At 66.9% G+C, this 26,294-nt stretch carries 24 protein-coding genes; 15 read left to right on the top strand and 9 right to left on the bottom strand.

Annotated features, from left to right (window positions below; all coding sequences use genetic code 11):
• Positions 1 to 7: 7 nt before the first annotated feature.
• Positions 8 to 1,510 carry a sigma-54 interaction domain-containing protein gene (locus tag BM115_RS11480; RefSeq protein ID WP_092293775.1) on the bottom strand — a complete coding sequence of 501 codons (1,503 nt, stop codon included), beginning with the start codon at positions 1,508 to 1,510 and terminating at the stop codon, positions 8 to 10.
• Between the two features lie 257 nt (positions 1,511 to 1,767).
• On the opposite strand from BM115_RS11480, the gene BM115_RS11475 reads away from it, so the two are divergent.
• From BM115_RS11475 to BM115_RS11465, 3 genes are all read left to right on the top strand, one after another.
• On the top strand, positions 1,768 to 3,159 hold the full coding sequence (locus BM115_RS11475; protein WP_092293773.1) for a GntP family permease: 1,392 nt from the start codon (positions 1,768 to 1,770) through the stop codon (positions 3,157 to 3,159).
• A 22-nt stretch (positions 3,160 to 3,181) separates the two neighbouring features.
• On the top strand, positions 3,182 to 3,958 hold the full coding sequence (locus tag BM115_RS11470; protein ID WP_177219906.1) for a 3-hydroxybutyrate dehydrogenase: 777 nt from the start codon (positions 3,182 to 3,184) through the stop codon (positions 3,956 to 3,958).
• A 190-nt stretch (positions 3,959 to 4,148) separates the two neighbouring features.
• Positions 4,149 to 4,460 (top strand): hypothetical protein, encoded by a 312-nt coding sequence (locus BM115_RS11465; protein ID WP_092293769.1) that lies wholly within the window; start codon positions 4,149 to 4,151, stop codon positions 4,458 to 4,460.
• 69 nt (positions 4,461 to 4,529) lie between these two features.
• Here BM115_RS11465 and BM115_RS11460 read toward each other — a convergent pair whose 3' ends face one another.
• Positions 4,530 to 5,579 (bottom strand): phytoene/squalene synthase family protein, encoded by a 1,050-nt coding sequence (locus BM115_RS11460; protein WP_092293767.1) that lies wholly within the window; start codon positions 5,577 to 5,579, stop codon positions 4,530 to 4,532.
• A 281-nt stretch (positions 5,580 to 5,860) separates the two neighbouring features.
• Here BM115_RS11460 and BM115_RS11455 point away from each other — a divergent pair, with 281 nt between their 5' ends.
• From BM115_RS11455 to BM115_RS11445, 3 genes are all read left to right on the top strand, one after another.
• Positions 5,861 to 6,094 carry a CDP-diacylglycerol pyrophosphatase gene (locus BM115_RS11455; protein WP_092293765.1) on the top strand — a complete coding sequence of 78 codons (234 nt, stop codon included), beginning with the start codon at positions 5,861 to 5,863 and terminating at the stop codon, positions 6,092 to 6,094.
• A gap of 153 nt (positions 6,095 to 6,247) precedes the next feature.
• Entirely contained in the window at positions 6,248 to 7,510 is a 1,263-nt protein-coding gene (locus tag BM115_RS11450) for an MFS transporter (protein ID WP_092293763.1), read from the top strand.
• Between the two features lie 236 nt (positions 7,511 to 7,746).
• Positions 7,747 to 9,288 (top strand): methyl-accepting chemotaxis protein, encoded by a 1,542-nt coding sequence (locus BM115_RS11445; RefSeq protein WP_092293761.1) that lies wholly within the window; start codon positions 7,747 to 7,749, stop codon positions 9,286 to 9,288.
• A 36-nt stretch (positions 9,289 to 9,324) separates the two neighbouring features.
• Here the strand turns inward: BM115_RS11445 and cyoD are convergent, their stop codons facing one another.
• The 4 genes from cyoD to cyoA form a co-directional block, all read right to left on the bottom strand.
• Entirely contained in the window at positions 9,325 to 9,756 is a 432-nt protein-coding gene (cyoD, locus tag BM115_RS11440; RefSeq protein ID WP_092293760.1) for a cytochrome o ubiquinol oxidase subunit IV, read from the bottom strand.
• Complete coding sequence (gene cyoC, locus BM115_RS11435; RefSeq protein ID WP_092293758.1) at positions 9,753 to 10,412, bottom strand: cytochrome o ubiquinol oxidase subunit III; 660 nt, start codon at positions 10,410 to 10,412, stop codon at positions 9,753 to 9,755. The genes cyoD and cyoC overlap by 4 nt, the downstream gene beginning before the upstream one ends.
• Positions 10,405 to 12,408, bottom strand: coding sequence for a cytochrome o ubiquinol oxidase subunit I (gene cyoB / locus BM115_RS11430; RefSeq protein WP_092293756.1), 2,004 nt, complete (start codon positions 12,406 to 12,408; stop codon positions 10,405 to 10,407). The genes cyoC and cyoB overlap by 8 nt, the downstream gene beginning before the upstream one ends.
• A gap of 67 nt (positions 12,409 to 12,475) precedes the next feature.
• Positions 12,476 to 13,537: a ubiquinol oxidase subunit II gene (gene cyoA / locus BM115_RS11425; protein ID WP_092293754.1), complete on the bottom strand. Its 1,062-nt coding sequence runs from the start codon at positions 13,535 to 13,537 to the stop codon at positions 12,476 to 12,478.
• Positions 13,538 to 13,686: 149 nt separating this feature from the next.
• On the opposite strand from cyoA, the gene BM115_RS11420 reads away from it, so the two are divergent.
• From BM115_RS11420 to BM115_RS11400, 5 genes are all read left to right on the top strand, one after another.
• Positions 13,687 to 15,009, top strand: coding sequence for an MFS transporter (locus BM115_RS11420; RefSeq protein WP_092293752.1), 1,323 nt, complete (start codon positions 13,687 to 13,689; stop codon positions 15,007 to 15,009).
• Between the two features lie 126 nt (positions 15,010 to 15,135).
• Positions 15,136 to 15,756: a hypothetical protein gene (locus tag BM115_RS11415; RefSeq protein WP_092293750.1), complete on the top strand. Its 621-nt coding sequence runs from the start codon at positions 15,136 to 15,138 to the stop codon at positions 15,754 to 15,756.
• Between the two features lie 66 nt (positions 15,757 to 15,822).
• A complete protein-coding gene (locus BM115_RS11410) occupies positions 15,823 to 16,731 on the top strand; it encodes a LysR family transcriptional regulator (RefSeq protein ID WP_092293748.1) in 909 nt (302 codons plus the stop codon).
• Positions 16,732 to 16,864: 133 nt separating this feature from the next.
• The gene (locus BM115_RS11405; protein WP_177219896.1) at positions 16,865 to 17,629 is read left to right on the top strand and encodes a substrate-binding periplasmic protein; all 765 of its coding nucleotides are present in this window, start codon (positions 16,865 to 16,867) and stop codon (positions 17,627 to 17,629) included.
• 33 nt (positions 17,630 to 17,662) lie between these two features.
• The gene (locus BM115_RS11400) at positions 17,663 to 18,937 is read left to right on the top strand and encodes a GGDEF domain-containing protein (RefSeq protein ID WP_092293744.1); all 1,275 of its coding nucleotides are present in this window, start codon (positions 17,663 to 17,665) and stop codon (positions 18,935 to 18,937) included.
• Positions 18,938 to 18,962: 25 nt separating this feature from the next.
• On the opposite strand, the gene BM115_RS11395 is transcribed toward BM115_RS11400, so the two are convergent.
• Positions 18,963 to 19,859, bottom strand: a complete 897-nt coding sequence (locus tag BM115_RS11395) for a LysR family transcriptional regulator ArgP (RefSeq protein WP_092293742.1) — start codon at positions 19,857 to 19,859, stop codon at positions 18,963 to 18,965.
• Positions 19,860 to 19,932: 73 nt separating this feature from the next.
• On the opposite strand from BM115_RS11395, the gene BM115_RS11390 reads away from it, so the two are divergent.
• Positions 19,933 to 20,589 carry a LysE/ArgO family amino acid transporter gene (locus tag BM115_RS11390; protein WP_092293740.1) on the top strand — a complete coding sequence of 219 codons (657 nt, stop codon included), beginning with the start codon at positions 19,933 to 19,935 and terminating at the stop codon, positions 20,587 to 20,589.
• A gap of 27 nt (positions 20,590 to 20,616) precedes the next feature.
• Here BM115_RS11390 and BM115_RS11385 read toward each other — a convergent pair whose 3' ends face one another.
• Positions 20,617 to 22,041 carry an aldehyde dehydrogenase family protein gene (locus BM115_RS11385; protein WP_092293738.1) on the bottom strand — a complete coding sequence of 475 codons (1,425 nt, stop codon included), beginning with the start codon at positions 22,039 to 22,041 and terminating at the stop codon, positions 20,617 to 20,619.
• Positions 22,042 to 22,174: 133 nt separating this feature from the next.
• On the opposite strand from BM115_RS11385, the gene BM115_RS11380 reads away from it, so the two are divergent.
• Both BM115_RS11380 and BM115_RS11375 read left to right on the top strand, forming a co-directional pair.
• Positions 22,175 to 23,056 carry a LysR family transcriptional regulator gene (locus BM115_RS11380; RefSeq protein ID WP_092293736.1) on the top strand — a complete coding sequence of 294 codons (882 nt, stop codon included), beginning with the start codon at positions 22,175 to 22,177 and terminating at the stop codon, positions 23,054 to 23,056.
• A 133-nt stretch (positions 23,057 to 23,189) separates the two neighbouring features.
• Complete coding sequence (locus BM115_RS11375; protein WP_092293734.1) at positions 23,190 to 24,368, top strand: GGDEF domain-containing protein; 1,179 nt, start codon at positions 23,190 to 23,192, stop codon at positions 24,366 to 24,368.
• 8 nt (positions 24,369 to 24,376) lie between these two features.
• Here the strand turns inward: BM115_RS11375 and BM115_RS11370 are convergent, their stop codons facing one another.
• Positions 24,377 to 25,324: a hypothetical protein gene (locus BM115_RS11370; protein WP_369823409.1), complete on the bottom strand. Its 948-nt coding sequence runs from the start codon at positions 25,322 to 25,324 to the stop codon at positions 24,377 to 24,379.
• A gap of 265 nt (positions 25,325 to 25,589) precedes the next feature.
• Between BM115_RS11370 and BM115_RS11365 the strand changes: the two genes are divergently transcribed.
• Positions 25,590 to 26,183 carry a cytochrome P460 family protein gene (locus tag BM115_RS11365; RefSeq protein ID WP_218158026.1) on the top strand — a complete coding sequence of 198 codons (594 nt, stop codon included), beginning with the start codon at positions 25,590 to 25,592 and terminating at the stop codon, positions 26,181 to 26,183.
• Positions 26,184 to 26,294 lie beyond the last annotated feature (111 nt).

Here is a 26,294-nt window from a genome sequence, read left to right as displayed (position 1 = left end):
CGCCTGATCAGGTCACCGAAGCCGGCTTCAGCGCCGCGAGCTTCTTGTAGAACGCGGCGCGGCTGATGCCGATCCGCGTGGCGGCGTCGGCCACCCGGCCGCCGCAGGCGTCCAGCGCCTGTTGCAGGAAGGCGGCCTCGAAGCCGGCCATCGCCGCCGCGTAGGTTTGCGGCGGGGGTTCGGGTGCCGTCGGCACAACCGTCGTCACCTTCGCCGGCGCGACGGGGGCTTCCAGGCTCGCTGGTACGCTTGACGGCAGGGTCGCCGGCAAGCGGCGGTCCAGCAGCGGGGCGAGAGTGGTCGCGTCGATCGAATCCTCGTCGCACAGCATCACGACACGCTCCAGCACGTTGTGCAACTCGCGCACGTTGCCGGGCCAGTCATATTCCCCAAGCAGTTGCAACGCGTCCTGGCGCAGCCCGGGCGGGTTGCGATCGGCCTTGATGCACAGTTCCTCGATGATCGCGTTGGCCAGCAACAGCAGGTCGGCCCGCCGCTCGCGCAGTGGCGGCAGTTCGATCGTCAGGACGTTGAGCCGGTAGTAGAGATCGGCGCGGAACTTGCCCGCCGCGACCAGCGCCGGCAGGTCGGCCGACGTGGCCGCGATGATCCGCACATCGGCGCGCACGATGCGGTTGGAGCCGAGCGGCTCGAATTCCTTGTCCTGCAACGCCCGGAGCAGCTTGCTCTGGAGCATCAGCGGCATGTCCCCCACCTCGTCGAGCAGCAGCGTGCCGCCGTCCGCCAGTTCGAACTTGCCGATGCGGCCCTTGCGGTCCACGCCCGTGTAGGCGCCCGGCGCCGCGCCGAAGAACTCGACCTCCAGCAGCGTCTCGGGAATGGCCGCCACGTTCACGGTGACAAGAGGCTGCTCGGCGCGCGTAGAGCCGGCGTGGATACCATGCGCGAGCAACTCCTTGCCAGTGCCCGTCTCGCCAAGCAGCAGCACCGGCGACTCCACGCGCGCCGCGCGCCGGGCCTGGCGCTTGACCTCCTGCGCCGCCGGGCTGGTGCCGATAAAGCTGGCGAAGGTGTACTTCGCGCGGCGGGCCTGGTCGAGCGAGCGGCGCGCTGCGGCCAGCTCGGCCTGTACGCGCGAGTAGTGCGCGAACAGCGGCGTCAGCGACTTCAGTTCGTCGAACAGCGCGAAGCCCACCGCGCCGATCGTGCGCCCATCGTCGTCCTTGATCGGCAGGCGCGTGACGATCATCGTGTCGCTGTCCGTCTCCAGGATGTCGAGCAGGATCGGCTTGCCGGTGGTCACCACCTCGCGCATCAGGCTGTTGGGAATCACCTGCTCGCAGTCGCGGCCGATGGCCTCCTGCGGGTTCGAAAACCCGAAGCGCGCCGCGTAGCGCTTGTTGATCCAGACCACGCGCGCGTGGTCGTCCACGACGAACGTGCCTTCGCTGAAATTCTCGAACGTGCGGAACAGCGAGGCCATGGCGCGACGCGCCACGTAGTCGTAGTCCAGCAGCAGGGCACCGCCCGGCTCCGCTATTTTCTGCATGCTGCCGATCTCGTTGTCTCGATGGGGAGACGGCGAGTGTCTCACAAGCGAGATTTGCATGCGTCGATAGCAGGTATGAATCCATGAATCGAGACAAAAACGTCAATAAGTGATGCATTCGCCTCGTATGGCGTATGGCACACATCCTGCGAACTCAAGCCGCCCCCGATGCCTGACAAGCCAGGGGCAATCCGCGCGCGACGGCTCTTCCATGGCCGCTCAGCAGCGTCGGTTCAAGAACAAATTCTGGAGACCTCATGTCTTTTGTCGTGGTGATCGCCGCCCTGGCGTTCCTGATGTTTGCCGCCTATCGCGGCTACAGCGTCATCCTGTTTGCACCCCTGGCGGCGCTTGGCGCCGTACTGTTGACCGATCCGTCCGCCGTGGCGCCGGTGTTCACGGGCATCTTCATGGAGAAGATGGTCGGGTTCGTGAAGCTCTATTTCCCGGTGTTCCTGCTCGGCGCGGTGTTCGGCAAGGTGATCGAACTGTCCGGCTTTTCCGAGTCCATCGTCGCCGCGGCCATCCGCTATATCGGGCGCTCGCGGGCCAATGCAGTGATCGTGGCGGTCTGCGCGTTGCTGACCTATGGCGGCGTGTCGCTGTTCGTGGTGGTCTTCGCCGTCTACCCGTTCGCGGCCGAACTCTATCGCCAGAGCAACATCCCCAAGCGGCTGATGCCGGGGGCGATCGCGCTGGGCGCGTTCTCGTTCACGATGGATTCGCTGCCGGGCACGCCGCAGATCCAGAACATCATCCCGTCGAACTTCTTCAACACCACGGCGTGGGCCGCCCCGATCCTCGGCGTGATCGGCTCGCTGTTCATCATCGCGGTGGGCCTGAGCTACCTCGAGTGGCGCCGCCGTTCGGCTGCTGCGCGGGGGGAGGGCTACGGCACCAACCTGCTCAACGAGCCGCAGCGCGTGGAAGGCGGCAAGCTGCCGCCGCCGCTGCTGGCCATCCTGCCGCTGCTCGTGGTGGGCGTGTCGAATTTCTGGCTGACGCGGATGATCCCGCTCTGGTATGGGCCGGCCAACAGCGTGTCGCTGCCGGGCCTGGCCAAGCCGATCGAGACCAAGGTGGCGAGCGTCACGGCCATCTGGGCGGTCGAGGGCGCGCTGCTGCTGGGCATCGTGGTGGTGCTCGTCACCGCGTTCGGCGCCGTGCGGGAGCGTTTTGCCGAAGGCACCAAGGGCGCCGTCGGGGGCGCGCTGCTGGCATCGATGAACACGGCATCGGAGTACGGCTTCGGCGGTGTGATCGCCGCGCTGCCGGGTTTCCTCGTGGTTAGCGATGCGCTGCGCAGCATTCCCAACCCGCTGGTCAACGCGGCCATCTCGGTCAGCACACTGGCCGGTATCACCGGCTCGGCCTCAGGCGGCATGAGCATCGCGCTGGCTGCGATGTCCGACGCCTTCATCCATGGTGCGCAGGCCGCCCAGATTCCGCTGGAAGTGCTGCACCGCGTGGTGTCGATGGCCAGCGGCGGCATGGACACGCTGCCGCACAACGGCGCCGTGATCACGCTGCTGGCGGTTACGGGCCTCACGCACCGCGAGTCGTACCGCGATATCTTCGCCATCACCGTGATCAAGACGCTGGCGGTGTTCTTCGTCATCGCGGTGTACTACATGACCGGCCTGGTCTGAGCGAGGCGCGATCATGAACAATCTGACCCATTTGCAAGGCAAGACCGCCCTGGTGACCGGCTCGACGAGCGGCATCGGGCTGGGCATTGCACAGGCGCTGGCCGAGGCTGGCGCCAATATCGTCCTGAACGGTTTCGGCGATGTGGACGCCGCGCTGGCCAGCCTCGCGGCAACCGGCGTGCAGGCCATCCACCATCCGGCCGACATGCGCAAGCCCGACGAGATCGCGGCGATGGTGGCCGCGGCGGAGGCGCGCTTTGGCGGCGTGGATGTGCTGGTGAACAACGCTGGCATCCAGCACGTGGCACCAGTGGAGGCGTTCCCGGCGGAGAAGTGGGACGACATCCTCGCCATCAACCTGACCTCCAGCTTCCATACGATCCGCCACGCGCTGCCCGGCATGCGTGCACGGAACTGGGGTCGCATCGTCAATATCGCGTCCGTGCACGGGCTGGTGGGCTCGGCGGGCAAGTCGGCCTACGTGGCGGCCAAGCACGGGCTGGTGGGCCTGACCAAGGTCACCGCGCTCGAGACGGCCGGTACCGGCGTCACGTGCAATGCGATCTGCCCGGGCTTCGTGCTGACGCCGCTGGTGGCGCAGCAGATCGCGGACATCGCGGCGCGGGATGGCATCTCGGCCGAGGCGGCGCAGGCCCGGCTGCTGGCGGACAAGCAGCCGTCCGGGCAGTTCGTCACGCCGCGCCAGTTGGGCGGGATCGTGACGATGCTGTGCTCGCCGCTGGGCGACGAAGTGCGTGGCGCCGCCTGGGCGGCGGACGGCGGCTGGACTGCCCAATAAGGGGGCAAAAAGCGGTCAAAAAGCGGGCGGCGGTGGCCGTGAGGGCGCTCGCGCCCTTGCTGCGCCGCGCCAGTGCTTTACAACAATTCACGTGCGAATGCCATGGCGCTTTGGCGCCCATCGGGATAGGCTTAACCTTGGCACGTGCGTCCTGGACGCGCGATCTTCCACATTCCGTCAGGAGGCATCGATGAAGTCGATCACCATGGTATTGGCCATTGCAACGTTGGTTCCGGGCGTCGTGCTCGCGGCAGGTCCGGCGAATCCCGCCGATCGCTACGACTACAATATGCGGACCACGAACAAGGACGGCTATGTGCCGGATCCGGCTCGTGCCACCAACAAGGATGGCTACGTACCTGATACCGCGCGCGCTGGCGACAAGTTCGATCCGTACACCCAGGGTGCCAAGAGCACGGGGTCGGCGCTGACCGACACCAAGAGCACCACGAAGAAGTCCACCAAGGCGCCCAAGAAGGCGCCGGCCGAAGCCGCGAAGTAACGGCTTGCACGTCAGATGAAAACGGCCCGCCGAGTGCGGGCCGTTTGTTTTTTGGCGGGACGTCGACCCTCAGGCCAGACGAGCCTCGATGCGCGAGACCAGCCCTTCCATCCAGCCCCGCAGCGCAGTATCGATCATCACGCACGGAAGACTGCCCGCCAGCACCTGGTAGACCTTGCCGCGCGGGACTTTGGAGACGCGCGCCGGATCGAGCCAGGCGTCGTTGTCCACCAGCAACAGCAGCGTTTCCAGCCCGATCAGGATCGGCCAGATGCAGGCCAGCCGCAGCCGCACGGCCGTGCGCGGGATGGCCAGCGTGTAGGCGATGGCTTCGCGGAAATGGTCGAGCGCCACGCGCACGCCCTCCGCCAGCATCGGCCGGGCACGGCGGCTGTTGGCCGGGTCCAGCAGATCCGCCGACGACAGCCCGTGCCGGTCCAGCAACTCAGTCGGCAGGTAGCAGCGCCCGATGCGCAGGTCCTTGCCGCAGTCGCGCAGCACGTTGACCATCTGCAGCGCCTTGCCGAAGCGCACGCCCCGGCGCAGCATCAGTTCGGCCGGCGCCTGCAGCGTGCCCGGCTGATGCCGGTAGGTCATCGTGGTCCAGAACTCGCCCACGCAGCCGGCCACCAGATAGGTATACCGGTCGAGATCGGTCATGGTGGCCAGTGCCGCGACCTGCCGGGAGCCTTCGTCCGGGAAGGTGCGCAGGTCGAATTCCATGCCTTCGGTCAGCGTGGTCACGATGCCGCGCACGGCGGTGCGGTCGGCCTCGGGCAACTGGTCGAGCACGTCCAGCGCCGGGCCGATCGACTCCAGCAGCACCTTTTCGTCCGACAGGCTTTGCTGGCTGGCGACCTCGGCGGCCAGCCGGCGGACCAGTTCGCCCCCGTCATCGGCACCGTTCACGCGGGCGCGCAGCCCCAGCAGCAGGTCCAGCCGCTGCGGCGGGGGAATCAGCGCGGTATCGGCGATGGTGTCCGCCGCGCGGGCCAGCAGGTAGGCGAGCCCCACGGGGTCGCGCATGCCGGCGGGCAGGATGCGCAGCGTCAGGTAGAACGAGCGGGACACCCCCTTCAGCAGCGGGCCGAGCAGGAAAACCCGGTCAGGAATTGGCATAAAACGGCATAAAGCGGTGGAGGCGGGATGAGCGGGCCGAATGGGCCCGGATGCGGCGCAGGCGCATTGTAGCCGCCCGGGCCACACCAGGATGGCGTCGGCGTGGCGCGCGCACCACGTCAACACGGCGCCACACCACCCGCAAAGCCAGCGCCGGCGCGGCAGTCCCCACCAATGGGGCGTGCACCATACATGTGCGCGTGGCTGTCATCACGTGGTCATGGCAATGTCACGCCGATCCGCGCATAATTTTCGGCATCTGGGCTCTAGGAACTGCGTTGATGCAAGTCACGATTCGAACCACGACGATTCCCGGATCGCCCGACAGGGCGGCGGTGCACCGGGCGGCCGTCTACCCTAACACCGAGGAAGACGCCTCGCCGCTGATGGTCAGCGCCTGGACACAACGTGAGCCGGAAGCCTTTCTGGCCGCGCAACGCTGGGCGATCAGCCAGGCGTACCATATCTCCAATCCGCGCACGGGAACGTTCTACGGCGGCCGCTCGGCCCGCTGATGTCCAGGGCGCCGAGGCCTTAGGCTGCTCTCCAGGTTTCGCCAGGCGGAATGGCGTGCCGTAGTTCGCACGATTTATTGCATTCCTGCGAATACCGAGCGAACCGCGCGCGTAAAATGGCCGGCTGCCCCCCGACAGCCACGAGTCATCGCGTTGCATCGCCCTCATATTTCGACTTTCCCCGAGGAAAGCCCCAGCACGACCCCCGACGCCACGACCCGGCGCGGCATCACGTTTCTCACGTTCGCCTTCATCCTGAGCCAGTTCTATCGCAGCTGCCTCGCGGTGATCGCGCCTGAACTCCAGCACGACTTCCAACTGTCGCCCGCGGGCTACGGGGCCCTGTCGTCGTGCTTTTTCCTGGCTTTCGCGGTGGCGCAGATTCCGGTCGGGCTGGCGTTCGACCGTTTCGGCGTGGGCCGCCCCACGGCGTGGCTGCTCGGCGTGGGCGCGTTGTCCGGCGTCGCGTTCGCGGCGGCGCCCAACGCCACGGTCGCCATGCTCGCCCAGATGGGCCTCGGTCTGGCCTGCGCGCCGGTCTTCATGGGGTTGCTCCACTACGCGTCCGAGCAACTCTCGGAAAAACAGTACATGCGCGTGGTCAGCCGATCCAACGCGCTGGGGATGGTTGGCGCGTTGTGCGCCACGGCCCCGCTGGGCTGGGCCTCGCAGCATGTGGGCTGGCGGCCGGCGATGGGGCTCTCGGCCATTTGCATGGCGGCCGTCTGCTACGGCGTCTGGCGCGTGGTGCGCGACGAAGGCCACGCCGAGGCACGCAATGTGCCGATGGGCGCGATGCTGACCGATAGCGCGCGGCTGCTCGGCATGGGCTCGCTGTGGCTGCTGATTCCGATGTGCGTGGCGATGGCCGCCGGCACGGCGTTCCGGAATGCCTGGAGCGGGCCGTATCTGGCCGATGTCTACCATCTCAACGCGGGCACGCGCGGCGTGGCGCTGACGCTGTTGAGCCTGGCGGGCTTCCTGACCGCCTTCCTGCTGCCGGTGCTGGTGCGCGGCACGTCCCTGAAGGCGACCATCTTCGGCTGGGGCGCCCTGTCGATGGTGGGCGGGCTGCTGCTGTGGGCCTGGCCGGACAGCGGGATCGTGTCCGGCGTGGGCCTGATGGCGCTGGTGTCGACCATCGGCATGTTGCATCCGCTGGTCATGGCCCAGGGCCGCGCGCTGATTCCGGCGCCGTCGCGCGGGCGCGGGCTGGGCGTGCTCAATACCTTTGTCTTCCTTGGTTCCGCGCTGACCTCTTGGGGCTTCGGGCTGATCGCCAATGTCGGCCACACGCGCCAATGGGCGGAAGGCGATACCTACGGCGCGATTTTTCTCACGGCGGCCGTACTGGTAGCGCTGGCGCTGGTGCCGTACGCCTTCAGCCGGACCTCGGTCGCGGCCCAGCCGCGCTAGAACCCGACAGGACCGCGCTGCGTTCCGCGATGTGGGATGTCCTCTGCCCACGGGCGGGCAACGTCCGCAATGCGCGTTTTCCCTGAGAAATTTCTCAAGCTTCTGCTACCCGATGCCGTTAAGCCATCCAATGTCCGGTCGTGCGTTCATTCGCGCGACGGGGCACCGAAGAGAGAGCGGCCGGGCGCCATGCGGGCGCGCACGGTCACCCACCAGTGTGCAATCAGGTAGAAGAAATGAAGAATCTTGGTATTGGTGTTCGCCTTGGCATTGGCTTTGGCGTGGTCTTGATGCTATCCACCCTCATGACCGTGGTGGGCGTGCTGCGCCTCCAGGAAGTGGCCGGCCGCACGCACGAAATGATGCAGCAGCCGCTGGCCAAGGAACGGCTGGTCAGTGACTGGTACCGGCTGATGTACGCGAGCGTGCGCCGCACGACCGCCGTGGCGCGTAGCGCCGACCCCTCGCTCGGCACCTTCTTCGCGGCCGAGACCAAGTATTCGGTCGAGGCGATCGCCAAGCTGCGCGAGAAGCTCGACCCGGTCATGACGTCCGAGGCCGAGAAGGCGGCGTTCCAGCGCATTCTTGTTGTGCGCAACCCGTACAACGACTCGCGCGACAAGATCACCAAGCTCAAGAAGGACGGGCAGACCGACGAGGCGAACAAGGTCCTCGAGACCGAATTCGTGCCGGCCGGCGATGCCTACCTGGGTGAGATTCAGAAGTTGCTGGACATCCAGCGCGCGGCCATCGACAGCACGGCCGAGGAAATCAACGGCATCTACCGCAGCGCGCGTAACGGCCTGATCACGCTGGGCGTGGTGGCGCTGGGTATTGGCGTGGCGTTTGCGTGGTGGCTGACCATCGGCATCACGCGCCCGCTGCACCGTGCGGTGGGCTTTGCGCGCACCGTGGCGGCGGGCGACCTGACCAGCCAGATCGAGGTGGATAGCCACGACGAGACCGGCCAGCTGCTCGAAGCGCTGCGCGAGATGAACGACAACATCCTCGGCATCGTCACCGAAGTGCGCTACGGCACCGAGGCGATTGCCACGGGCACGAGCCAGATCGCGGCCGGCAACACGGACCTCTCGCAGCGTACCGAAGAGCAGGCGTCGTCGCTGCAGGAAACGGCCTCCAGCATGGAGGAGCTGACCAGCATCGTCCGCCAGAACGCCGACAGCGCCAAGCAGGCCAGCGCGCTGGCCGTGAATGCGTCGGAAGTGGCGACGCAGGGTGGCGACGTGGTGGGGCAGGTGGTCCACACGATGGACGAGATCAACGTGTCCTCGCGCAAGGTGGTGGACATCATCTCGGTCATCGAGGGCATCGCCTTCCAGACCAACATCCTGGCGCTGAACGCGGCCGTGGAAGCGGCCCGTGCCGGCGAGCAGGGCCGTGGCTTCGCGGTGGTGGCGGGCGAGGTGCGCAGCCTGGCGCAGCGTTCGGCCACGGCGGCCAAGGAAATCAAGTCGCTGATCGGGGATTCGGCGGATCGTGTGGAGCGCGGCTCGCAACTGGTGGCGCGCGCCGGCGAGACCATGGAGCAGATCGTCAGCGCCGTGAAGCGTGTGACGGACATCATGGGGGAAATCAGCGCGGCCTCGGCCGAGCAGAGCGCCGGCATCGAGCAGGTGAACCTGGCGGTCACGCAGATGGACACCGTGACGCAGCAGAACGCGGCGCTGGTGGAGCAGGCCGCTGCGGCGGCGGGCTCGCTCGAAGAGCAGGCCCAGCGCCTGAAGGAAGCCGTGTCTACCTTCCGCCTGGCCGCCTAAGTGGACACCTGAGCGGCAGCAGGAGTATCAGAAGTATCAAGGGGCCTTGGGCGGCGTGATGCCGCCCGGGCCCGGCAGCTTCTCCGAATGCTGCATCGACGGCATCATGTTGCTGTTCAGGTGGAACATCACCCAGAGCGAGCCGGTGAGCGTGATGACCACGAGCACCAGCGTGAAGATCAGGGACAGCATGTTCCAGCCGCCTTCCGAGTGCGCGTTCATGTGCAGGAAGAAAATCATGTGGACGACGATCTGCACTGCGCCGAGCAGCAGGATCACCACGGCCGTGGTCGAAGTCTTGTCGAACACATCGCCCATCACCAGCCAGAACGGAATCGCGGTCAGGAAGACCGACAGCACGAAGCCGGTCAGGTAGCCGCCCAGCGTGGCGTGCGGCCCGATCTCTTCTTCGTGACCATGACCATGCGCGTCCGCGTGGTCGCCGAGGGTGTTGTCGTGCACGCTCATTGCAGCGTTCCCATCAGGTAGACGAAGGTAAAGACGCCGATCCACACGACGTCCAGAAAGTGCCAGAACATCGACAGGCACATCAGCCGACGCTTGTTGGCGGTGATCAGCCCGTGCCGGCTGACCTGGAACATCAGCACGACCAGCCAGATGATGCCGAACGTCACGTGCAGCCCGTGCGTGCCGACCAGTGCGAAGAACGACGTCAGGAAAGCGCTGCGCTGCGGCCCCGCGCCTTCGTGGATCAGGTGCGCGAACTCGTACAGCTCCACGAACAGGAAGGCCAGGCCGAATACGCCCGTGATGGCCAGCCAGATCAGCGTGCCGGCCTTGCGCCGCACCTGCATCTGCAGCATGGCGAAGCCGTAGGTGATCGACGACAGCAGCAGGAAGGTGGTGTTCAGGGCCACCAGCGGCAGCTCGAACAGCTCCGCCCCGGTGGGGCCGCCCGCGTATTCCCGCCCGAGCACGCCGTAGCAGGCGAACAGGCACGCGAAGACCAGGCAGTCGCTCATCAGGTAGAGCCAGAACCCGAGCAGCGTGCCGTTCTCCGCGTGGACCTCTTCCTTGACGTAGAACTGGTAGTTGTGGTCGAGCGGCGCGGCCGGGTGGGTGCCCGGGCCGCCGTGCGAGAGGGGCATCGTCGATTCAACCATGGGTCGCGAGCAGTTGGGTGCGCGTCGCTTCGGTCCGGACCACGTCATCGGCCGGAATGTAGTAATCGCGCTTGTAGTTGAAGGTATGGACGATGGCGGAGATGATCGTCGCCGCGAAGGACACCACCACGAGCCACCAGATGTGCCAGATCAGGGCGAAGCCGCACAGGGTGCTCAGGCCCGCCAGCACGATCCCGGCGGCGGTGTTCTTCGGCATGTGAATGGGGATGAAGCCCTGGTCGGGGCGCTGGTAGCCCAGCTGCTTCATCTGCCACCAGGCGTCGGCGTCGTGGACCATCGGCGTGAACGCGAAGTTGTACTGCGGCGGCGGCGACGAAGTGGACCATTCGAGCGTGCGGCCGTTCCACGGGTCGCCCGTGGTGTCGCGCAGCTGCTCGCGGCGCATGAAGCTGACCACCAGCTGGATGATGAAGCAGCCGATGCCGAGCGCGATCAGCAGCGCACCCAGCGCGGCGATCTGGAACCACGGCTGCAGCGACGGATCGTCGAAATGGTTCATGCGGCGCGTCACGCCGAGGAAGCCCAGCCAGTACAGCGGCATGAACGCCACGTAGAACCCGACCAGCCAGAACCAGAACGAGCACTTGCCCCAGAACGGGTCGAGCTTGTAGCCGAAGGCCTTCGGGAACCAGTAGGTGATGCCGGCCATCAGCCCGAACAGCACGCCGCCGATGATCACGTTGTGGAAGTGGGCAATCAGGAACAGGCTGTTGTGGAGCAGGAAGTCAGCGGGCGGCACCGCCAGCAGCACGCCGGTCATGCCGCCGATCACGAAGGTGACCATGAAGCCGACGGTCCACAGCATCGGCACCTCGAACTTGATGCGCCCGTGGTACATCGTGAACAGCCAGTTGAAGATCTTGGCGCCGGTTGGGATCGAGATGATCATCGTCGTGATCCCGAAGAACGAATTGACGCTGGCGCCCGATCCCATCGTGAAGAAGTGGTGCAGCCACACCAGGTAGGAGAGCACCGTGATCACCACCGTGGCGTACACCATCGACGCATAGCCGAACAGCCGCTTGCGCGCGAAGGTGGCTACCACCTCGGAATACACGCCGAACACGGGCAGGACCAGGATGTAGACCTCGGGGTGGCCCCAGATCCAGATCAGGTTCACGTACATCATGGCGCTGCCGCCCTGGTCCGCCGTGAAGAAGTTCGTGCCGACGTAGCGGTCCAGCGCCAGCATGGTGATGGCGGCGGTCAGCACGGGGAACGCGGCGATGATCAGCACGTTGGTGCACAGCGAGGTCCAGGTGAAGATCGGCATGCGCATCAGCGTCATGCCCGGCGCGCGCATCTTGACGATGGTGACGAGCAGGTTGATCCCCGATAACAATGTGCCGACCCCGGCCACCTCCAGGGACCATATGTAGTAGTCCACGCCCACGTCCGGACTGTGCAGGATGCCGGACAGCGGTGGATAGGCCAGCCAGCCGGTGCGCGCGAACTCGCCCACGAACAGCGACATCATCACCAGTATCGCGCCGCCCACGGTCATCCAGAAGCTGAAGTTGTTCAGGAACGGGAACGCCACGTCGCGCGCGCCGATCTGCAGCGGCACGACGAAGTTCATCAGCCCGGTGACCAGTGGCATCGCCACGAAGAAGATCATGATCACGCCGTGCGCGGTGAAGATCTGGTCGTAGTGGTGCGGGGGCAGGTAGCCGAGGTTGTCGCCGAACGCGACGGCCTGCTGGATGCGCATCATGATCGCGTCGGCAAAGCCGCGCAGCAGCATCACGATGCCCAGGATCACGTACATGATGCCGATCTTCTTGTGGTCGATGCTGGTGAACCACTCGCGCCACAGGTAGCCCCAGACCCGGTAGTAGGTCAGCGCGCCGACGAGGGCGAGGCCCCCGAGCGCCACCACGGCGAACGTCGCCAGCAGGATCGGTTCATGGAGCGGAATGGCCTCCCAGGAGAGGCGGCCAAAGATCGGCGAAGCGAGATCGGAACGCTCGGGCATGTTGTGTCACCTGGGCCAGCAGGCCGCTGAGTATTGGCGAAAGATTACGAGTCCGGCGGCGCTTCGTCTACCGCAGCAAGCGCCTGCCGTCGTTCAGCGCGGGTTCCGAGGCGAACATGGACGCCTCGCCCGCCGCGCCGCCAGCCGTATTGCCGGCCGTGCAGACATAGGTGGACGGGTCGAACTTGCCGCGGCTGCGGTCCAGCGCCATCGTGTCCGCCATGCAGGTTCCCCCTAGCACGCAGCGGTTCAGGATCTGCTTGTACAAATCGGGCTCGACGCTGGCATAGCGCTGCACCGGCACGCGCTCGCTCGGCTCGGCCAGCTTCACGTACGCATCCTTGGAGAGCGCGGTGCCGCCCGATTTCACCTGCTGCACCCATTTGTCGAAATCGCCGTCTGACAGCCCGTGGAACTTGAAGCGCATGTGCGAGAACCCTTCGCCGCTGTAGTTGCCCGAGAGTCCATCATAGACGCCGGCCTTGTTGATGACGGCGTGCAGCTTGGTTTCCATGCCGGGCATCGCATAGACCATGCCCGCCAGCGAGGGCACGAAGAAGGTGTTCATCACCGAGGTGGCCGTGATCTTGAACGCGATGGGCCGGTCCACCGGCGCGGCCATCTCGTTGACCGTGGCGATGCCCTGCTCGGGGTAGAGGAACAGCCATTTCCAGTCCATCGCCACCACTTCCACGACCAGCGGCTTGGTGTCAGGCGTGACGGCACGTTTGCCGTCGATGAAGGTGAGGGGGCGGTAGGGATCGAGCTGGTGGGTACTCACCCAGGTCACGGCGCCCAGCGCGATGATGATCAGCAGCGGCGCGGCCCAGATGGCCAGCTCCAGCACGGTGGAGTGGTCCCAGTCAGGGTTGTAGTGGGGATTGTTGGCGTTCTCCCGGTACCGCCAGGCGAACAGCAGCGTCAGGATGATCACCGGAACGATGATCAGCAGCATCAGCAGGGTGGCGATGATGATGAGGTCGCGCTGGCGCACGGCCAACTCGCCAGATGGCGAAAAAAGCACTGCGTTGCAACCGGCGAGCGCGGCCAGCAGGCCGAACGCACCAACACGCAAAAGCAGTCTTCCCGTCACTTTGAGCGGCCGAGCCGCAGAATCGAAGGGTCGCATGGTTGCGGAAGTGGCGTTTGAGGAACGTCGAGCGCCGCTCGACGCAATCATCTTTTCGATTTCCTATGGCAGTTTAGGCGCTATTCTTGTCAGTGGATGACTTTGAGTGCAGTTTGACATGCCTCTCGCTCGCGAAGGAGATCTCAAGGATGGCCAGCCTGACCCATCAGCACCGCGCGTCGCCGACTGCACCTCCGGCGGAAGGTCACCATCAGGTGGCGCCCGCCGAAATCGCCACCGGCGTCGTGATCGGCCGCGCGTCGGAGTACTTCGACTTCTTTGTCTACGGCATCGCCTCGGTGCTGGTCTTCCCATCGGTCTACTTCCCCTTCGCCAGTGAGCTGGCCGGGCTGCTCTACAGCTTCACGATCTTTTCCTTCGCGTTCATCGGGCGGCCGTTCGGCACGGCGCTGTTCATGCGCATTCAGCGCCGATGGGGGCGCGGCGTCAAGCTGACGGCCTCGCTGTTCCTGCTCGGCACGGCAACGGTGGGCATCGCCTTCCTGCCGTCCTATGCCACGCTCGGCAGCGCCGCCATCTACCTGCTCGCGTTTTTCCGCTTCCTGCAGGGCATTGCCTTCGGCGGCTCGTGGGATGGCCTGCCGTCGCTGCTGGCCATCAACTCGCCCCCGCACAAGCGCGGCTGGTACGCGATGGTGGGGCAACTGGGCGCGCCCACGGGCTTCATCATCGCCGGCGCGCTGTTCCTGTTCCTCTACGCGAGCCTGACACCGGCTGAATTCATCGACTGGGGCTGGCGCTATCCGTTCTTCGTGGCCTTCGCCATCAACGTGGTGGCGCTGTTCGCGCGGCTGCGGCTGGTGGTGACGCACGAGTACACGCAACTGCTCGACGAAGGCGAGCTGGAGCCGATCAGCACGTTGCAGATGGTGAACGCGCAAGGCTTCAACATCTTCCTCGGCGCCTTCGCGGCGTTGGCGAGCTACGCGCTGTTCCACCTGGTGACGGTGTTCCCGCTGTCCTGGGTGCTCCTGCACAAGGCGCAGGGCGTGACGGACATGCTGGCGATCCAGATCGTGGGCGGCTTCATCGCCTTCATCGGCACGCTGCTGTCGGGCTGGATCGCGGACCGTATCGGCCGCCGCACCACGCTGGCGGTGATGGCGGTGCTGATCGGCATCTTCAGCCTGTTCGCCCCATGGCTGCTCGACGGCGGGCAGACCGGGCAGGACGTGTTCATCCTGGTCGGGTTTGCGCTGCTGGGGCTGTCCTACGGGCAGGCGGCGGGCGTGGTGACGTCGAATTTCGACCGCCGCTACCGCTACACGGGCGCCGCACTGACCACGGACTTCGGCTGGCTGTTCGGCGCGGCCTTCGCGCCGCTGGTGGCGCTGGGCCTGTCGTCCCTGTTCGGGCTGGCGGCAGTGAGCCTGTACCTGCTGTCCGGTGCCGTCGGCACGCTCGTGGCGCTGCGGATCAACAAGGCGCTGGGCACGCACGACGAGGTGTAGCGCCGATGGGGCACGACCTGCCCCATCGCCACCCGTTGCGCCACGCCGACACCCCACTAACCACTGAGGCGTGGCGGCCGGCGCGCTGATACCCTTCGGCTCGCGATCCATCCTCAGTCTCGTTCCATGTCTTCCAAGTCCCTGTGCGCAGTGTCCCTGGGCGCGCTGCTGTGCGCGCCTGCCCTGGCCGCCAACACTCAAGTCCTGCTGGAAACCCCCGTTACCTATGCGCCCGGCGCCGGCGTGGTCGACAAGGTCCGCGAGGAATGCCAGATCGAGTCGATGCTGGCCACGCGTGTGTCGGACGTCCTGCGCCGCCGCAACAAGGGCGGTGACGGCAAGCTGGCCGCCGGCGCGGAGGCCGGCGAGGCCCAGGTGATGCGGCTCCAGATCACGCACGTCCTGGGCGTGGGCGGCGGGGCCTGGACCGGCCCGAAGGCCATCACGGTGAATGCCGAGCTGATCGAAGGCGGCAAGGTGGCGCGCCACGTCAAGCTGAACCGCTGGTCCATCGGCGGATTCTGGGGCGGGTTCAAGGGCACCTGTTCGATCCTGAACCGCAGCGCGGTGGCGCTGGCCAAGGACCTGAACCGCTGGGCGCGCGATCCGTCCTACGTGCCGAAGGATGAGGTCGAGCCGCCGGCGCAGGCCGCCGAGGGACCGGCAGAAGGGCAGGCTGAGCCGGCAGCAGAAGTCCCGGCCGATGCCGCGGACGCGCCGCAGGCCAAGGGCACGGCGCTCGAATAGCGCGAGGCGGGCGGCGTATCATGGTGGCGTCATCGACCCCCTGACCCTCCCGTCGCCCCCGCCGCCATGCCCCTGCGCATCAGTGAAGAGATCACGTTCCGCAAGCTCGAGGCCCTGCTGGCCTTCATGGAGACCGGCAACCTGGCCAAGGCCGCGGAGGCGCTCGATATCAGCCCGGTAAGCGTGCACCGGGCGCTCCATTCGCTCGAGGACGGCATGCGCTGCGCGCTGTTCCGCCACGAGGGCCGCAACCTGTTGCCGACCGAGGCCGCGCACGTGCTGGCCGATGTGGCGCGAGATGTCCTCAAGACGATGTCCGACGGCATCCGCGTCACGCGCGAGGCCGCCGGCTACTCCGCCGACCAGCTCAAGATCGGCTCGCTCTATTCGCTGACCATCAAGACCGTGCCGCAGGTGGTCATCGGCATCAAGATGCGCCGCCCGGAGCTGCAGACCGAACTCGTGCTCGGCTCCAACGCCGACCTGCTCCAGAAGCTGCGCCAGGGCTCCATCGACGCCACGCTGATGGCCCTGCCCGAGCCCGACGCCGAAATCGAGTCGATTCCGATGTTCGAGGACGACATCTTCTTCGCCGCCCCGGCCGATTCCCACTACGCCACGCTGCCCGAGATCGACCTGCGGGTCTGCCGGGACGAGCCGTTCGTGTCGCTGGGCGAGGGCTTTGTGACATCGAGCGGCTTCATGGAGGCGTTCCGCATCGCAGATTTCACGCCCAACGTGGTGATGAAGGTCGGGGACATCTTCTCGCTGATGAACCTCGTGGGCGGCGGCATCGGTTATTCCCTGCTGCCCGGGCGCGTGCGGGACGTGTTCGCGAAGAACGTCGCCTTTGTCCCCCTGACCGCCGAATACGACATGAAGCAGTCCATCGGCCTGAGTTTCCTGCGCCGCCGGGAGCGTGATCCGAACCTGCTCGGCCTGGCCGCCGTGTGCCGGATGCTAATGAAAGCCTAGGGTTTCCGGGAGGCAATACCCCTTGTGAGGGGGCCGCACCGCCGTCAATAAATACGGGAGAATGCCGTTGTACTGGCGTGTCAATCCCTTGGTGCCCATGGAAATCATGCTGTCTGCGCGACGAATCGCCGTAATGGCGCCATTGGTGCTGGGGATCTGGCACGCGCAGGCCGCCGCCCAGGCCCGCGCCGCGCCGCCTGCAGCGCCCACCCAGGCGCAGACCACCATCGTTCTGTACTCGGAGGCCGGCCAGCGACCCCAGTCCTACGAGGAAAACGGGATTCCCAAGGGCGCCTATATCGACAACATCAATCGCGTCCTGAAGCGGATTCCCGAATTCAAGGTGCAGGTCCGCTTTGCCCCCTGGGCGCGGGTGGTGGAGGAGGCCCGGAACGGCAACAGCGCCGGCGTGCTCGGCGTCTATTACCGGCCCAGGGAGCGGCCGTTCCTGAATCACTCCAAGCCGTTCTATAGCGAGGAAGTGGCGGTGCACTGCAACCGCGATTCGATCGAGGGCCGCACCTTCCATCGCTATCCGGACGACTTCGCCGGGCTGAAGTTCGGCAACCAGCGCGGCTACCTCGCCCCCGGCCCGCGCTTTTTCCAGCTGGCGCGTGAGGGCAAGATCCAGCTCGTGGAGGGGCATGAGTTCCACGACCTGGTCAAGAAGATGCTGGTGCAGGAGATCGACTGCGTGGTGAATCCCACCGTGGTCATCAACGAGGCGCTGGTCACGCTGGAAGCGCAGGGCATTCCGGAGCGCATGCGCTACAAGTCCCGGCGGGCGATGACCATCAAGACCGAGACCGTGCACGTCGGATTCAGCAAGAAGTACGAGGAATCGCACCCGGAACTCGCCAGGTTCCGGCAATTGTTCGACCAGGCGGCGGACCAATAGCCCGCGCCGCGACCCCTCAGGATTGCGCATTCCATGCCACTGCTGCCACCGGTTCGTTCGATCCGGAACAGGATGATCGTGCTGTTCATCGTTGCCACCACGACAACGCTGGGCGCGTTCGCCATGCATCGGCAATGGCTGCTGCACCAGGACCTGGAGCAGCGCTTCGAGCGGACCCGTGGCGAGGTGTTGGACGGCCTCAAGCAGAGCCTGGCCGCGCCCACCTGGGCGCTGAACGTGGGGACCCTGCGCACGCAGCTGGAATCCACGCTGATCCATCCCGAGGTCACCGAGGCCTGCGTCTTCTCCCCGGACCGGGAGGAGGTGTACGCGGCGGTGCAGCGCACGGCCACCGCCGCCCCGGCCGGGCCATTCTGCGCGGCCAGCGGGCATGACGTGCTGGCGGAAGTCACGCTCTATCCCCCGGATGACATCGACGCCGAGCGGCGCAGCCAGGCCATCGGCACGGCCGTGGTCCGCTTCACGCGCGACACCATGCAGAAGACCCAGCGCGCGGCCATGATCCAGGGGATCACCGAGGTCGCCGTGATCGACGTAGCGCTGGTCATCCTGCTGACCTTCGGCCTGCGGATGGTGTTCCGGCCGCTCGAGCATCTGCGGGAGGCGCTGTTCGAACTGTCCTCCAGCCATGGCGACCATCTCGACGAACTTGCCCGGCTGGGTCGCACCGAGTTCGATAGCGTGATCGACGGCTTCAACTCGGTCCTGCGCCGGCTCCGGCTGATCATTGCCCTGCGCACGGAGGCGGAACTGGAATTGATGGAGAAAAACCGCCTGCTTGAGGCGCTCTCCAAGACCGACCAGCTCACCGGGGTGTTCAACCGGCGGCATCTCGACGATGCACTGGCCGGCGCGCTGGCGCGCAGCCGTGTCGAAGGCAAGCCGTTCTCGATCCTGCTGATCGACGTGGACCGCTTCAAGTCGGTCAACGACACCTACGGCCATCAGGTGGGCGACCGCGTGCTGGTCGAGATCGCCGACCTGATCATGGCGGTCAAGCGGCCGACGGACACCCTCGGGCGCTGGGGCGGCGAAGAATTCCTGCTGATCTGCGCCGATACTGCCCTGCAGGACGCCGTGTACTTCGCCCACCGGCTGCGTAATGCGCTGGCCGAGCAGGACTTCGCGGTGACGGGCCGGATGACCGCGAGCCTGGGCGTGGCCTGCGTGCAGCCGGGCGACACCATCCACGGCATGATCGCCCGCGCCGACACGGCCCTGTACCGCAGCAAGGAGCGCGGCCGGAATCGGGTCGAGTTCGCCGACGATGGCGTGACCACGCCGTAACAGCGGAAAGCCGCCGCCGGGCCGGTCAGGGCGGTAACAGACCGGTCCGGGCGGCGGCCATCACTTCCCGGCTCAGGCCGTCGATCAAGGCCGATGCCGCGCGGGCGTAGTGCCAGTGCAGGGGCACGTCCAGCGGGGTGTCTGGCACGAGTTCGACCAGCGCGCCGTCTGCGAGATGTTGGGCGATCAGGCTCTGCGGATGCAGGCCCCAGCCCATGCCGGCCACGGCCGCCGTGACAAACGCCTGCGATGAGGGCAGCGTGTGCCGGGGCAGTTCCACATGCCGATGGCACAGGCGCCGCACCCAGGTCGCCTGCAACGCATCCTTGTTGTTGAACACCAGACTCGGCGCCGCCGCCAGACTGCCGGCACCCACGCCGGCGGCGAAATGGCGTTGCACGAAGGCCGGGCTGGCAGCCGCCAGATAGCGCATGGCGCCCAGCGGACGGCTTTCGCAGCCAGCGGCAGGGCGGGCGGCGGCGGTCACGGCAGCCAGCACGGCGCCGCTGCGCAGCCATTCGGTGGTGTGGTCCTGATCGTCCACCGCCACCTCCATCAGGACGGGATGTTGCGCGGCAAACGTCGCAATCGCCGGCGCGGCCCACGTCGCCAGACTGTCGGCATTGATCGCGACGGGCAGCGCCACCCGCGCCAGCCCCTCCGCCGCAAGTGACGGCAACGTCCCCTGCAATTCATGTTCGAGCATCCGCACGCGGTCCACGTGCTGGCACAGGCGGCGCCCGGTTTCCGTGGCCCGGCAGGGCTGGTCGCGGATCACCAGCGCGCAGCCCACGCGCTCCTCCAGCAGGCGAATGCGTTGGGAAATGGCCGATGGGGTCACGTGCAGCGCGCGGGCCGCACGCTCGAAGCTGCCTTCGCGCACCACGGCGGCCAAGGCGGACAGGGCGGCGTAATCGAGCATGAGATTAGCGAAACTACATCGAATGAAGAAAAGATAGTTTGTCTACATTTTCCAGAGCAGGCAAGCTGCGCGCATGATTTCCGCACTGCCCACTCCTTCGCTCCCTTTATCCGTCGCCCTGCAGGGCCTGGCCCTGAGCTTCGGCCTGATCGTCGCCATCGGCGCGCAGAACGCGTTCGTGCTGCGTCAGGGCCTGCGCCGGGAGCATGTGGGCAGCGTGGTCCTGCTCTGCGCGGTGGCGGATGCCTTGCTGATTGCCGCCGGCGTCATGGGCATGGCCCAGGCGCTGGGCGAGCGCCCGGGCCTTGCGCGCTTACTGGCGCTGGCCGGCGCGATCTTTCTGGCCGTCTATGGCTGGCGGGCGCTGCGGCGCGCGGGGCAGGCGCAGCGGCTGCAGGCGTCGGAGGGGGAGAAGGGTGCGAAGAGTCTTAGCCGAGGCGCGATCCTGGCGCAGGCGGCGGCCTTCACGCTGCTCAATCCGCATGTCTATTTAGATACCGTGCTGCTGGTGGGCAGCATCGGCGCCCAGCAGCCGGCCGCGCTACGTGGCTGGTTCGTGGCGGGCGCCAGTTCCGCCAGCCTGTGCTGGTTCGGGCTGCTCGGGTTTGGCGCGCGCTTTCTCGCCCCGTGGTTCGCCCGGCCGAAGGCCTGGCGCGTGCTCGACGGGCTGGTCGGCATCACCATGTTCGTTCTGTCGGCGCTGCTGGTGCGCCATGCCTGGGCGGGCTGAGCCCGCCCGCCATGACAGCGCCCCTGACTACACCGGCACGTTCAGCACCGCCTTGGTCTCCAGGAACGCTTCCAGCCCATAGACGCCGTACTCGCGCCCAATGCCCGACTGCTTCAGGCCGCCGAACGGCGCCGCCGGGTCGTGGGCGAGCGTGTTGACGAGGACCCGCCCGGCCTCGATGCGCGATGCCACCGCGTGCGCCCGCTGGACATCCGCCGACAGCACGTAGGCCTGCAAGCCGTAGCTGGTGTCGTTGGCGATGGCGATGGCCTCCTCCTCGTCCCGGTAGGTAATGATCGACAGTACCGGTCCGAAGATCTCCTCGCGCGCAATCGTCATGTCGTTGGTCACATCGCTGAAGACGGTCGGGCGCACGAACCAGCCCGCGTCGAGCCCTTCCGGCCGGCCTTCGCCGCCCGCCACCAGCCGCGCGCCTTCGTCAATGCCGATGCGGATATAGCGCTGCACGCGCTCCCACTGCTTCTGGCTGACCATCGGCCCAACCGTCGTCTGCGGATCGCGCGGATCGCCGGCTTGCGTGGCCGCCACGATGTCGCGCACGTGCGCCTCGAACTCGGCAAGCCGGTGTTCCGGCACCAGAATCCGCGTGCCGGCGATGCACGCCTGCCCGCTGTTCATAAAGCCGGCGTCCATGGCCATCGGCACGGCTTCGTCGAAGTTCGCATCGTCGAGCACGACCACGGGCGACTTGCCACCCAACTCCAGCGTCACCCGCTTCAGCGTGTCCGCCGCCACACGCAGGATGGTCTTGCCGACCGCCGTGGAGCCCGTGAACGACACCTTGGTCACATCGGGATGCGTGCTGATCTCGGCGCCGACCACATCGCCGCGCCCTGTGACGATATTGAACACGCCGGGCGGCACGTCCGCCGCGTGCAGCGCCTCGGTGACGATGCGGGTCTGCATCGCGCTCATCTCGCTCGGCTTGATGACGGCGGTGCAGCCGGCGGCCACGGCGGCAGCCAGCTTGCCGCAGATAAAGCCCGCGTCGCTGTTCCACGGCGTGATCAGCCCGGCCACGCCCATCGGCTGCATCACCACCTCGGCGCCGCCCACGCGGCGCGTGAACGTGTACTGCTCGAGCACATTGGCCGCGTCGATCAGCACGTTGCTCGCATGCCGGGCCATCCAGCGGCCCCGGGACACCGGCGCGCCGTACTCCTCGGTGATCGCCTCGTACAGTTCGTCTTCCTTCGCCAGCACGGCGGCGTGCATGCGCTTCAGCAGGTCCACGCGCGCGCGCTGGCTGGTGCGGGAGAAGGCCGGGAACGCCCGTTTGGCGGCGGCGATGGCGTCCCGGGCGTCCTGCGCGTCGGCCAGGCGCACCTGGCCGATCACCTGTTCGGTGGCGGGATTGAACAGGTCGAACATCTCGTCGCCGTGCGGGGTGACGAAGGCACCGTCGATATAAATCTTGTCGATGATCTGCATGGTGGGTCTCCGGGGTAGCGGAAAAGCATCTTAAGCAAAGCGCGAAAAACGCGGGCTGAAGCACAAGATAGCCCTGCGCCATTGTGTTGACTAGCCATACAATGCGGGATGTGATGATGAAGAAATCAGGACAATGAAATCCTCGGGCCTCGGTGAACTGGAGGCGGTGCTGGCGGTGGCGCGGCATCGCAGCTTTCGGGCGGCAGCGGCGGAGCTGGGCGTCTCCACGTCCGCGCTCAGCCACGCGGTGGCGGCGCTGGAGTCGCGCATCGGCGTGCGGCTGTTCCATCGCACCACCCGCAGCGTGTCGCTGACGGCGGCCGGCGCGCAGTTCGTGGACAGCATCGCGCCGGCGCTGTCCACGATCCGGGGCGCGATCGAGCAGGCGGGGAGCCTGCGCGACACCGTGTCGGGCCAGTTGCGCATCAACACCTCGGCGGGCGCCGCGCGGCAGGTGATGCCGCTGTTCATCGCCTTCCTGCAGCGCTATCCGGCCATGACGCTCGATATCGTCACGGAAGGGCGGCTGATCGACATCGTCGCCGACGGCTTCGATGCCGGCATCCGCCTCGCCGAAACCCTGCCGCAGGACATGATCGCCGTGCCCTTCGGCGATACCCAGCGCTTCGCCGTGGTCGGCAGCCCGGACTACTTCGCCCGGCACAAGCCGCCGCGCACGCCCGCCGACCTGCACGCGCACGCCTGCATCCGCACGCGCATGCCGAGCGGGGCGATCTACCAGTGGGAATTCGCGCGGCATGGCGAGGCGGTGCGCGTCGACGTCAAAGGCGCGCTGACCCTCGACGAGCCCGGCCTGACGCAGCAGGCCGCCCGCGCCGGGCTGGGGCTGGCCTACCTGAGCGAGTGGAACGTGGCCGCCGACCTGCAGGCCGGCACGCTGGTGCGCGTGCTGGAAGGCTGGACGCCGCCGCTCGATGGCCTGTGCCTGTACTACCCGGGCCGCCGCCACGTGCCGGCCGGCCTGCGCGCGCTCATCGACCTGATCCGCGAGTAGGCACCGCACAGGCACCGAACAGGCACCGAATAGACACCAATCACCGGCGTATCAAGCACCATCCCGCGGGCGGGTTTCCACGTAAAATTCGGCAGCCGGCGCGATGCGTCGGCGCAATGTCTTTACATTTGGGATGTACGTAGACCTCCTCACCCTTTATCTCCTCGCCATCGGGACGCTTCTGGCCAGTGCCGGCATGACGTTCTGGGAGCATCGGACCAATCCCCGCCGCAGCCGCACGCTGCGGATTCTCGCGGCCGGTTTCACGACGCTCGCCATCGGCTGCGCGCTGGTGCTGGTCCGGCGCAGCGTGCCCGGGGCGATGGGCTCCGCCGTCAGCAATCTCGTCATCCTTACCGGGTACCTGCTGGTCCTCGGCGGCATCGCTTCGCTGAGCGGGCGGCAGTATCGCGTGGCGTCGGTGGGGATACTGATCGTGGACGCGCTGGTGTGGGCCGGCTGGGGCGCGCAGCGGCTGGACCTCATGTGGAACTACGTCAGCGCCCTGCCGATCGCGCTGATCAGCGCCATGACAGCGCGCGAGATGCTGCGTTGCGAGGCGATGAAGGCGCTCCGTTCGCGCCACATCATCGTGGTCGTGGCGGGCATCCATGCCGTGGTCTATTTCGCGCGGGCCCTGATCCTGCCGTGGCTGGTTTCTGCCTACGGGCCGGCGATGCAGGCCGCCGCCAGCAAGCTCACGGTCTACGAAGGGGTGCTGTACTCGGTCCTCCTGCCGATGGCGCTGCTCAAGCTGATCCGTGACGAGGCCCACGGCCAGCTCCTGCAGGAAGCCCAGACCGACTACCTGACCCGGCTGGGCAACCGCCGCTGGTTCTTCGAGCAGGGCGCCCGCCTCTTCGGTGGCGAAGGGAGCCGGCCGGTGGCCGTGCTGGCGTTCGACCTCGACCGCTTCAAGGCCGTCAACGACGTGTACGGTCACCAGACTGGCGACCAGGTGCTGAAGTCGTTCGCGGAAATCGCCCGGCGTGTGCTGGGGCCGCACGCGCTGCTCGGGCGCATCGGCGGCGAGGAGTTCGCCGCCCTGCTGACCGGCGACGACGCGCGCCGCGCCCGGGCGCTCGGCGAGGCCGTGGCCACGCGCTTCGCCGACACCATCCCGCACCAGATCCACGGCCTCGGTCTCGGCATTCCGGCCACGGTCAGCATCGGGCTGGCCCACTTCGAGACCGAGGTGCCGCCGCTGGCCGACGCGCTGGCCGCCGCCGACCAGGCGCTGTATCGCGCCAAATCGCTCGGCGGCAACCGGCTCGAAGTGGCGCGGACCGCCGAGGGCTCCGCCGTGCGCTGAGCCGGGCCCTAGAAGCTGGCCGCCAGCCCGAACGACAGGCCGTGCACGTTGTTGCCGAAGACGTAGCGGAACACGCCCCGGATGCGGGTGACGAATACTTCATGTGCGCTGGTGTCGAGTTCCAGCCCGGTGCCGACCGTGGTGAGCTGGCTGAAGCCCAGCGCGCCGGCCTGATTGCCGAAGTAGTGCGAGTGGGACAGTTCGAGCACATAGCGCACCGGCCGGTCCAGCGCACGCAGGCCGGTGGGCGCGCGCCAGCGGGCGTAGAGGCTGGCGGTCTGGGCGGCGGCGGAGGCGTTCATGCCCCCCGTGGTGCCAAAGCTGCGCAGGTAGATGTTGGTGTAGCGCAGCTCCACATCGACATCGCGCTCGTTGCGGTGGCTTTCCCAGTCCAGCATCACCGACCCGCCCAGCCCGTAGGCGTTCATGGCGCCGTTGTCCAGGAAGGCGATCTCCTGGTCGGTCACATGTTCCACCGCGAACTTGGCGACGGAGAGGTCGCTGGCCACGCGGCCGATCGAGGCATTGAAGATCGGCCGGAACACCAGTTCCTTGCTGTCGATGAGCGGGAAATCCCAGCCGACGCCGACCGTGCCCGCGAAGGTATTCCACTTGGTCGGCAGCTTGCGGGTCTCCTGGCCGTTGGAGGCCACGAAGGTCGGGTCGTAGCGGTTGTAGGCAATCGACCCCTCCAGGTAGAGCGGGAACGACTGGCTCAAGGTGAAACCGCCGCCGAGCTGCCAGAGCGTCAGGGCGGGGTTGTCGGTGCTGGTGTTGCTGATGGAGAGCGAACTGGAGGCGAGGTCAGGCACCACGGCGAACGACATCAGCGTCAGCACCGCATTGGCCTGCTTCTGGACGTTGGCGCCCACGATGCCGAACGTGGGGCCGGTCTGGGCGTGGGCCGGCGCCGGGGCGAGGCCCACCATCCCCATCATCGCCAACATCACCAACATCACCACACATCGCGCGGAATTCAGGATGCCATGGGCGCGCATCGCTACCTCTTCCTGGCCGGATTCAAGGACGCGGTCATGATCGCCGCAACGCCCAGTCGGCGGAAGTAAAACTTCTTGCGCGGCCGTTAAGAAAGTTCGGTGCTTGATGTGGCGCAAACGGCGCGACGCTGCGCAACGTTCATTCCGGACAAATCCGACCGCCTGTTCAATGCCGCGCGGCGGATTGGCGTGACGATGGCGCCTGCACACTGGAGGACAAACCATGAAAAAAATCGTAGGGATGGCGCTGGCCGTGACGGCGTTGGCTGGCGCGGGCGTTGGGCTGGCGGAGACGGCGAAGGAAGCCGCCGGGAAAGACAGCATGCAGGCGGCCAAGCCGGTCGCCAAGATAGCCAATCAGGACCTCAGCAAGGTAGCCGTGCCGGACAAGATCCCGCCCGGCTACCGCGCGTGGACGCTGATCTCGGTGGCCCGCGAGGAAGGCGCCACCGACGACCTGCGCGCCATCCTCGGCAACGAGGCGGCGGTCGTGGCCCTGCGCAGCGGCAAGTACCCGCTGCCCGACGGCGCCATCATCGCCCGGCTCGCCTGGAGCTACGACGCGCTGGCGGAGAGCGCGGAAGCCTTCGGCAAGGCCCAGTCCCACGTGGCCGGGCACCCGAAGAACGGCCTCCAGTTCATGGTGCGGGATTCGACCAAGTACGCCGCCACCGGCGGCTGGGGCTACGTGCAGTTCGATGACGGCAAGCCCTCGGACGCCACCAAGCAACAGGCCTGCTTCGCCTGCCACACGGTCGTCAAGAACCGCGACTATGTGTTCAACCGCTTCGCCCCGGATCCGCCTAACAGCAACTAGCCGAGCCCGGACAGAGGGAAGTGGCGGCCCCGTCATTTCTCTCACCGTAACGATCCGCCGCCGGGTGTCATTGTTTGACCATGGCCCCCGGCGTATCGTGGCCCACATCGA

The sequence above is a fragment of the Cupriavidus sp. OV096 genome (assembly GCF_900115455.1).
In the GTDB taxonomy this organism is placed as follows: domain Bacteria; phylum Pseudomonadota; class Gammaproteobacteria; order Burkholderiales; family Burkholderiaceae; genus Cupriavidus.
This window is presented reverse-complemented; position numbering and strand designations above follow the sequence as displayed.

Bases quoted from the DNA above. Each gene is read 5' to 3' on its own strand.
- BM115_RS11420 (WP_092293752.1), top strand. From the start codon at position 13,687: ATGGCCAGCCTGACCCATCAGCACCGCGCGTCGCCGACTGCACCTCCG.
- BM115_RS11460 (WP_092293767.1), bottom strand. From the start codon at position 5,579: ATGCCAATTCCTGACCGGGTTTTCCTGCTCGGCCCGCTGCTGAAGGGG.
- BM115_RS11375 (WP_092293734.1), top strand. From the start codon at position 23,190: ATGTACGTAGACCTCCTCACCCTTTATCTCCTCGCCATCGGGACGCTT.
- BM115_RS11480 (WP_092293775.1), bottom strand. From the start codon at position 1,510: ATGCAGAAAATAGCGGAGCCGGGCGGTGCCCTGCTGCTGGACTACGAC.
- BM115_RS11445 (WP_092293761.1), top strand. From the start codon at position 7,747: ATGAAGAATCTTGGTATTGGTGTTCGCCTTGGCATTGGCTTTGGCGTG.
- cyoA (WP_092293754.1), bottom strand. From the start codon at position 13,537: ATGCGACCCTTCGATTCTGCGGCTCGGCCGCTCAAAGTGACGGGAAGA.
- BM115_RS11455 (WP_092293765.1), top strand. From the start codon at position 5,861: ATGCAAGTCACGATTCGAACCACGACGATTCCCGGATCGCCCGACAGG.
- BM115_RS11475 (WP_092293773.1), top strand. From the start codon at position 1,768: ATGTCTTTTGTCGTGGTGATCGCCGCCCTGGCGTTCCTGATGTTTGCC.
- BM115_RS11405 (WP_177219896.1), top strand. From the start codon at position 16,865: ATGGCGCCATTGGTGCTGGGGATCTGGCACGCGCAGGCCGCCGCCCAG.
- BM115_RS11385 (WP_092293738.1), bottom strand. From the start codon at position 22,041: ATGCAGATCATCGACAAGATTTATATCGACGGTGCCTTCGTCACCCCG.
- BM115_RS11390 (WP_092293740.1), top strand. From the start codon at position 19,933: ATGATTTCCGCACTGCCCACTCCTTCGCTCCCTTTATCCGTCGCCCTG.
- BM115_RS11365 (WP_218158026.1), top strand. From the start codon at position 25,590: ATGAAAAAAATCGTAGGGATGGCGCTGGCCGTGACGGCGTTGGCTGGC.
- BM115_RS11415 (WP_092293750.1), top strand. From the start codon at position 15,136: ATGTCTTCCAAGTCCCTGTGCGCAGTGTCCCTGGGCGCGCTGCTGTGC.
- BM115_RS11395 (WP_092293742.1), bottom strand. From the start codon at position 19,859: ATGCTCGATTACGCCGCCCTGTCCGCCTTGGCCGCCGTGGTGCGCGAA.
- cyoD (WP_092293760.1), bottom strand. From the start codon at position 9,756: ATGAGCGTGCACGACAACACCCTCGGCGACCACGCGGACGCGCATGGT.
- BM115_RS11380 (WP_092293736.1), top strand. From the start codon at position 22,175: ATGAAATCCTCGGGCCTCGGTGAACTGGAGGCGGTGCTGGCGGTGGCG.
- BM115_RS11370 (WP_369823409.1), bottom strand. From the start codon at position 25,324: ATGTTGGTGATGTTGGCGATGATGGGGATGGTGGGCCTCGCCCCGGCG.
- BM115_RS11400 (WP_092293744.1), top strand. From the start codon at position 17,663: ATGCCACTGCTGCCACCGGTTCGTTCGATCCGGAACAGGATGATCGTG.
- cyoB (WP_092293756.1), bottom strand. From the start codon at position 12,408: ATGCCCGAGCGTTCCGATCTCGCTTCGCCGATCTTTGGCCGCCTCTCC.
- BM115_RS11465 (WP_092293769.1), top strand. From the start codon at position 4,149: ATGAAGTCGATCACCATGGTATTGGCCATTGCAACGTTGGTTCCGGGC.
- cyoC (WP_092293758.1), bottom strand. From the start codon at position 10,412: ATGGTTGAATCGACGATGCCCCTCTCGCACGGCGGCCCGGGCACCCAC.
- BM115_RS11410 (WP_092293748.1), top strand. From the start codon at position 15,823: ATGCCCCTGCGCATCAGTGAAGAGATCACGTTCCGCAAGCTCGAGGCC.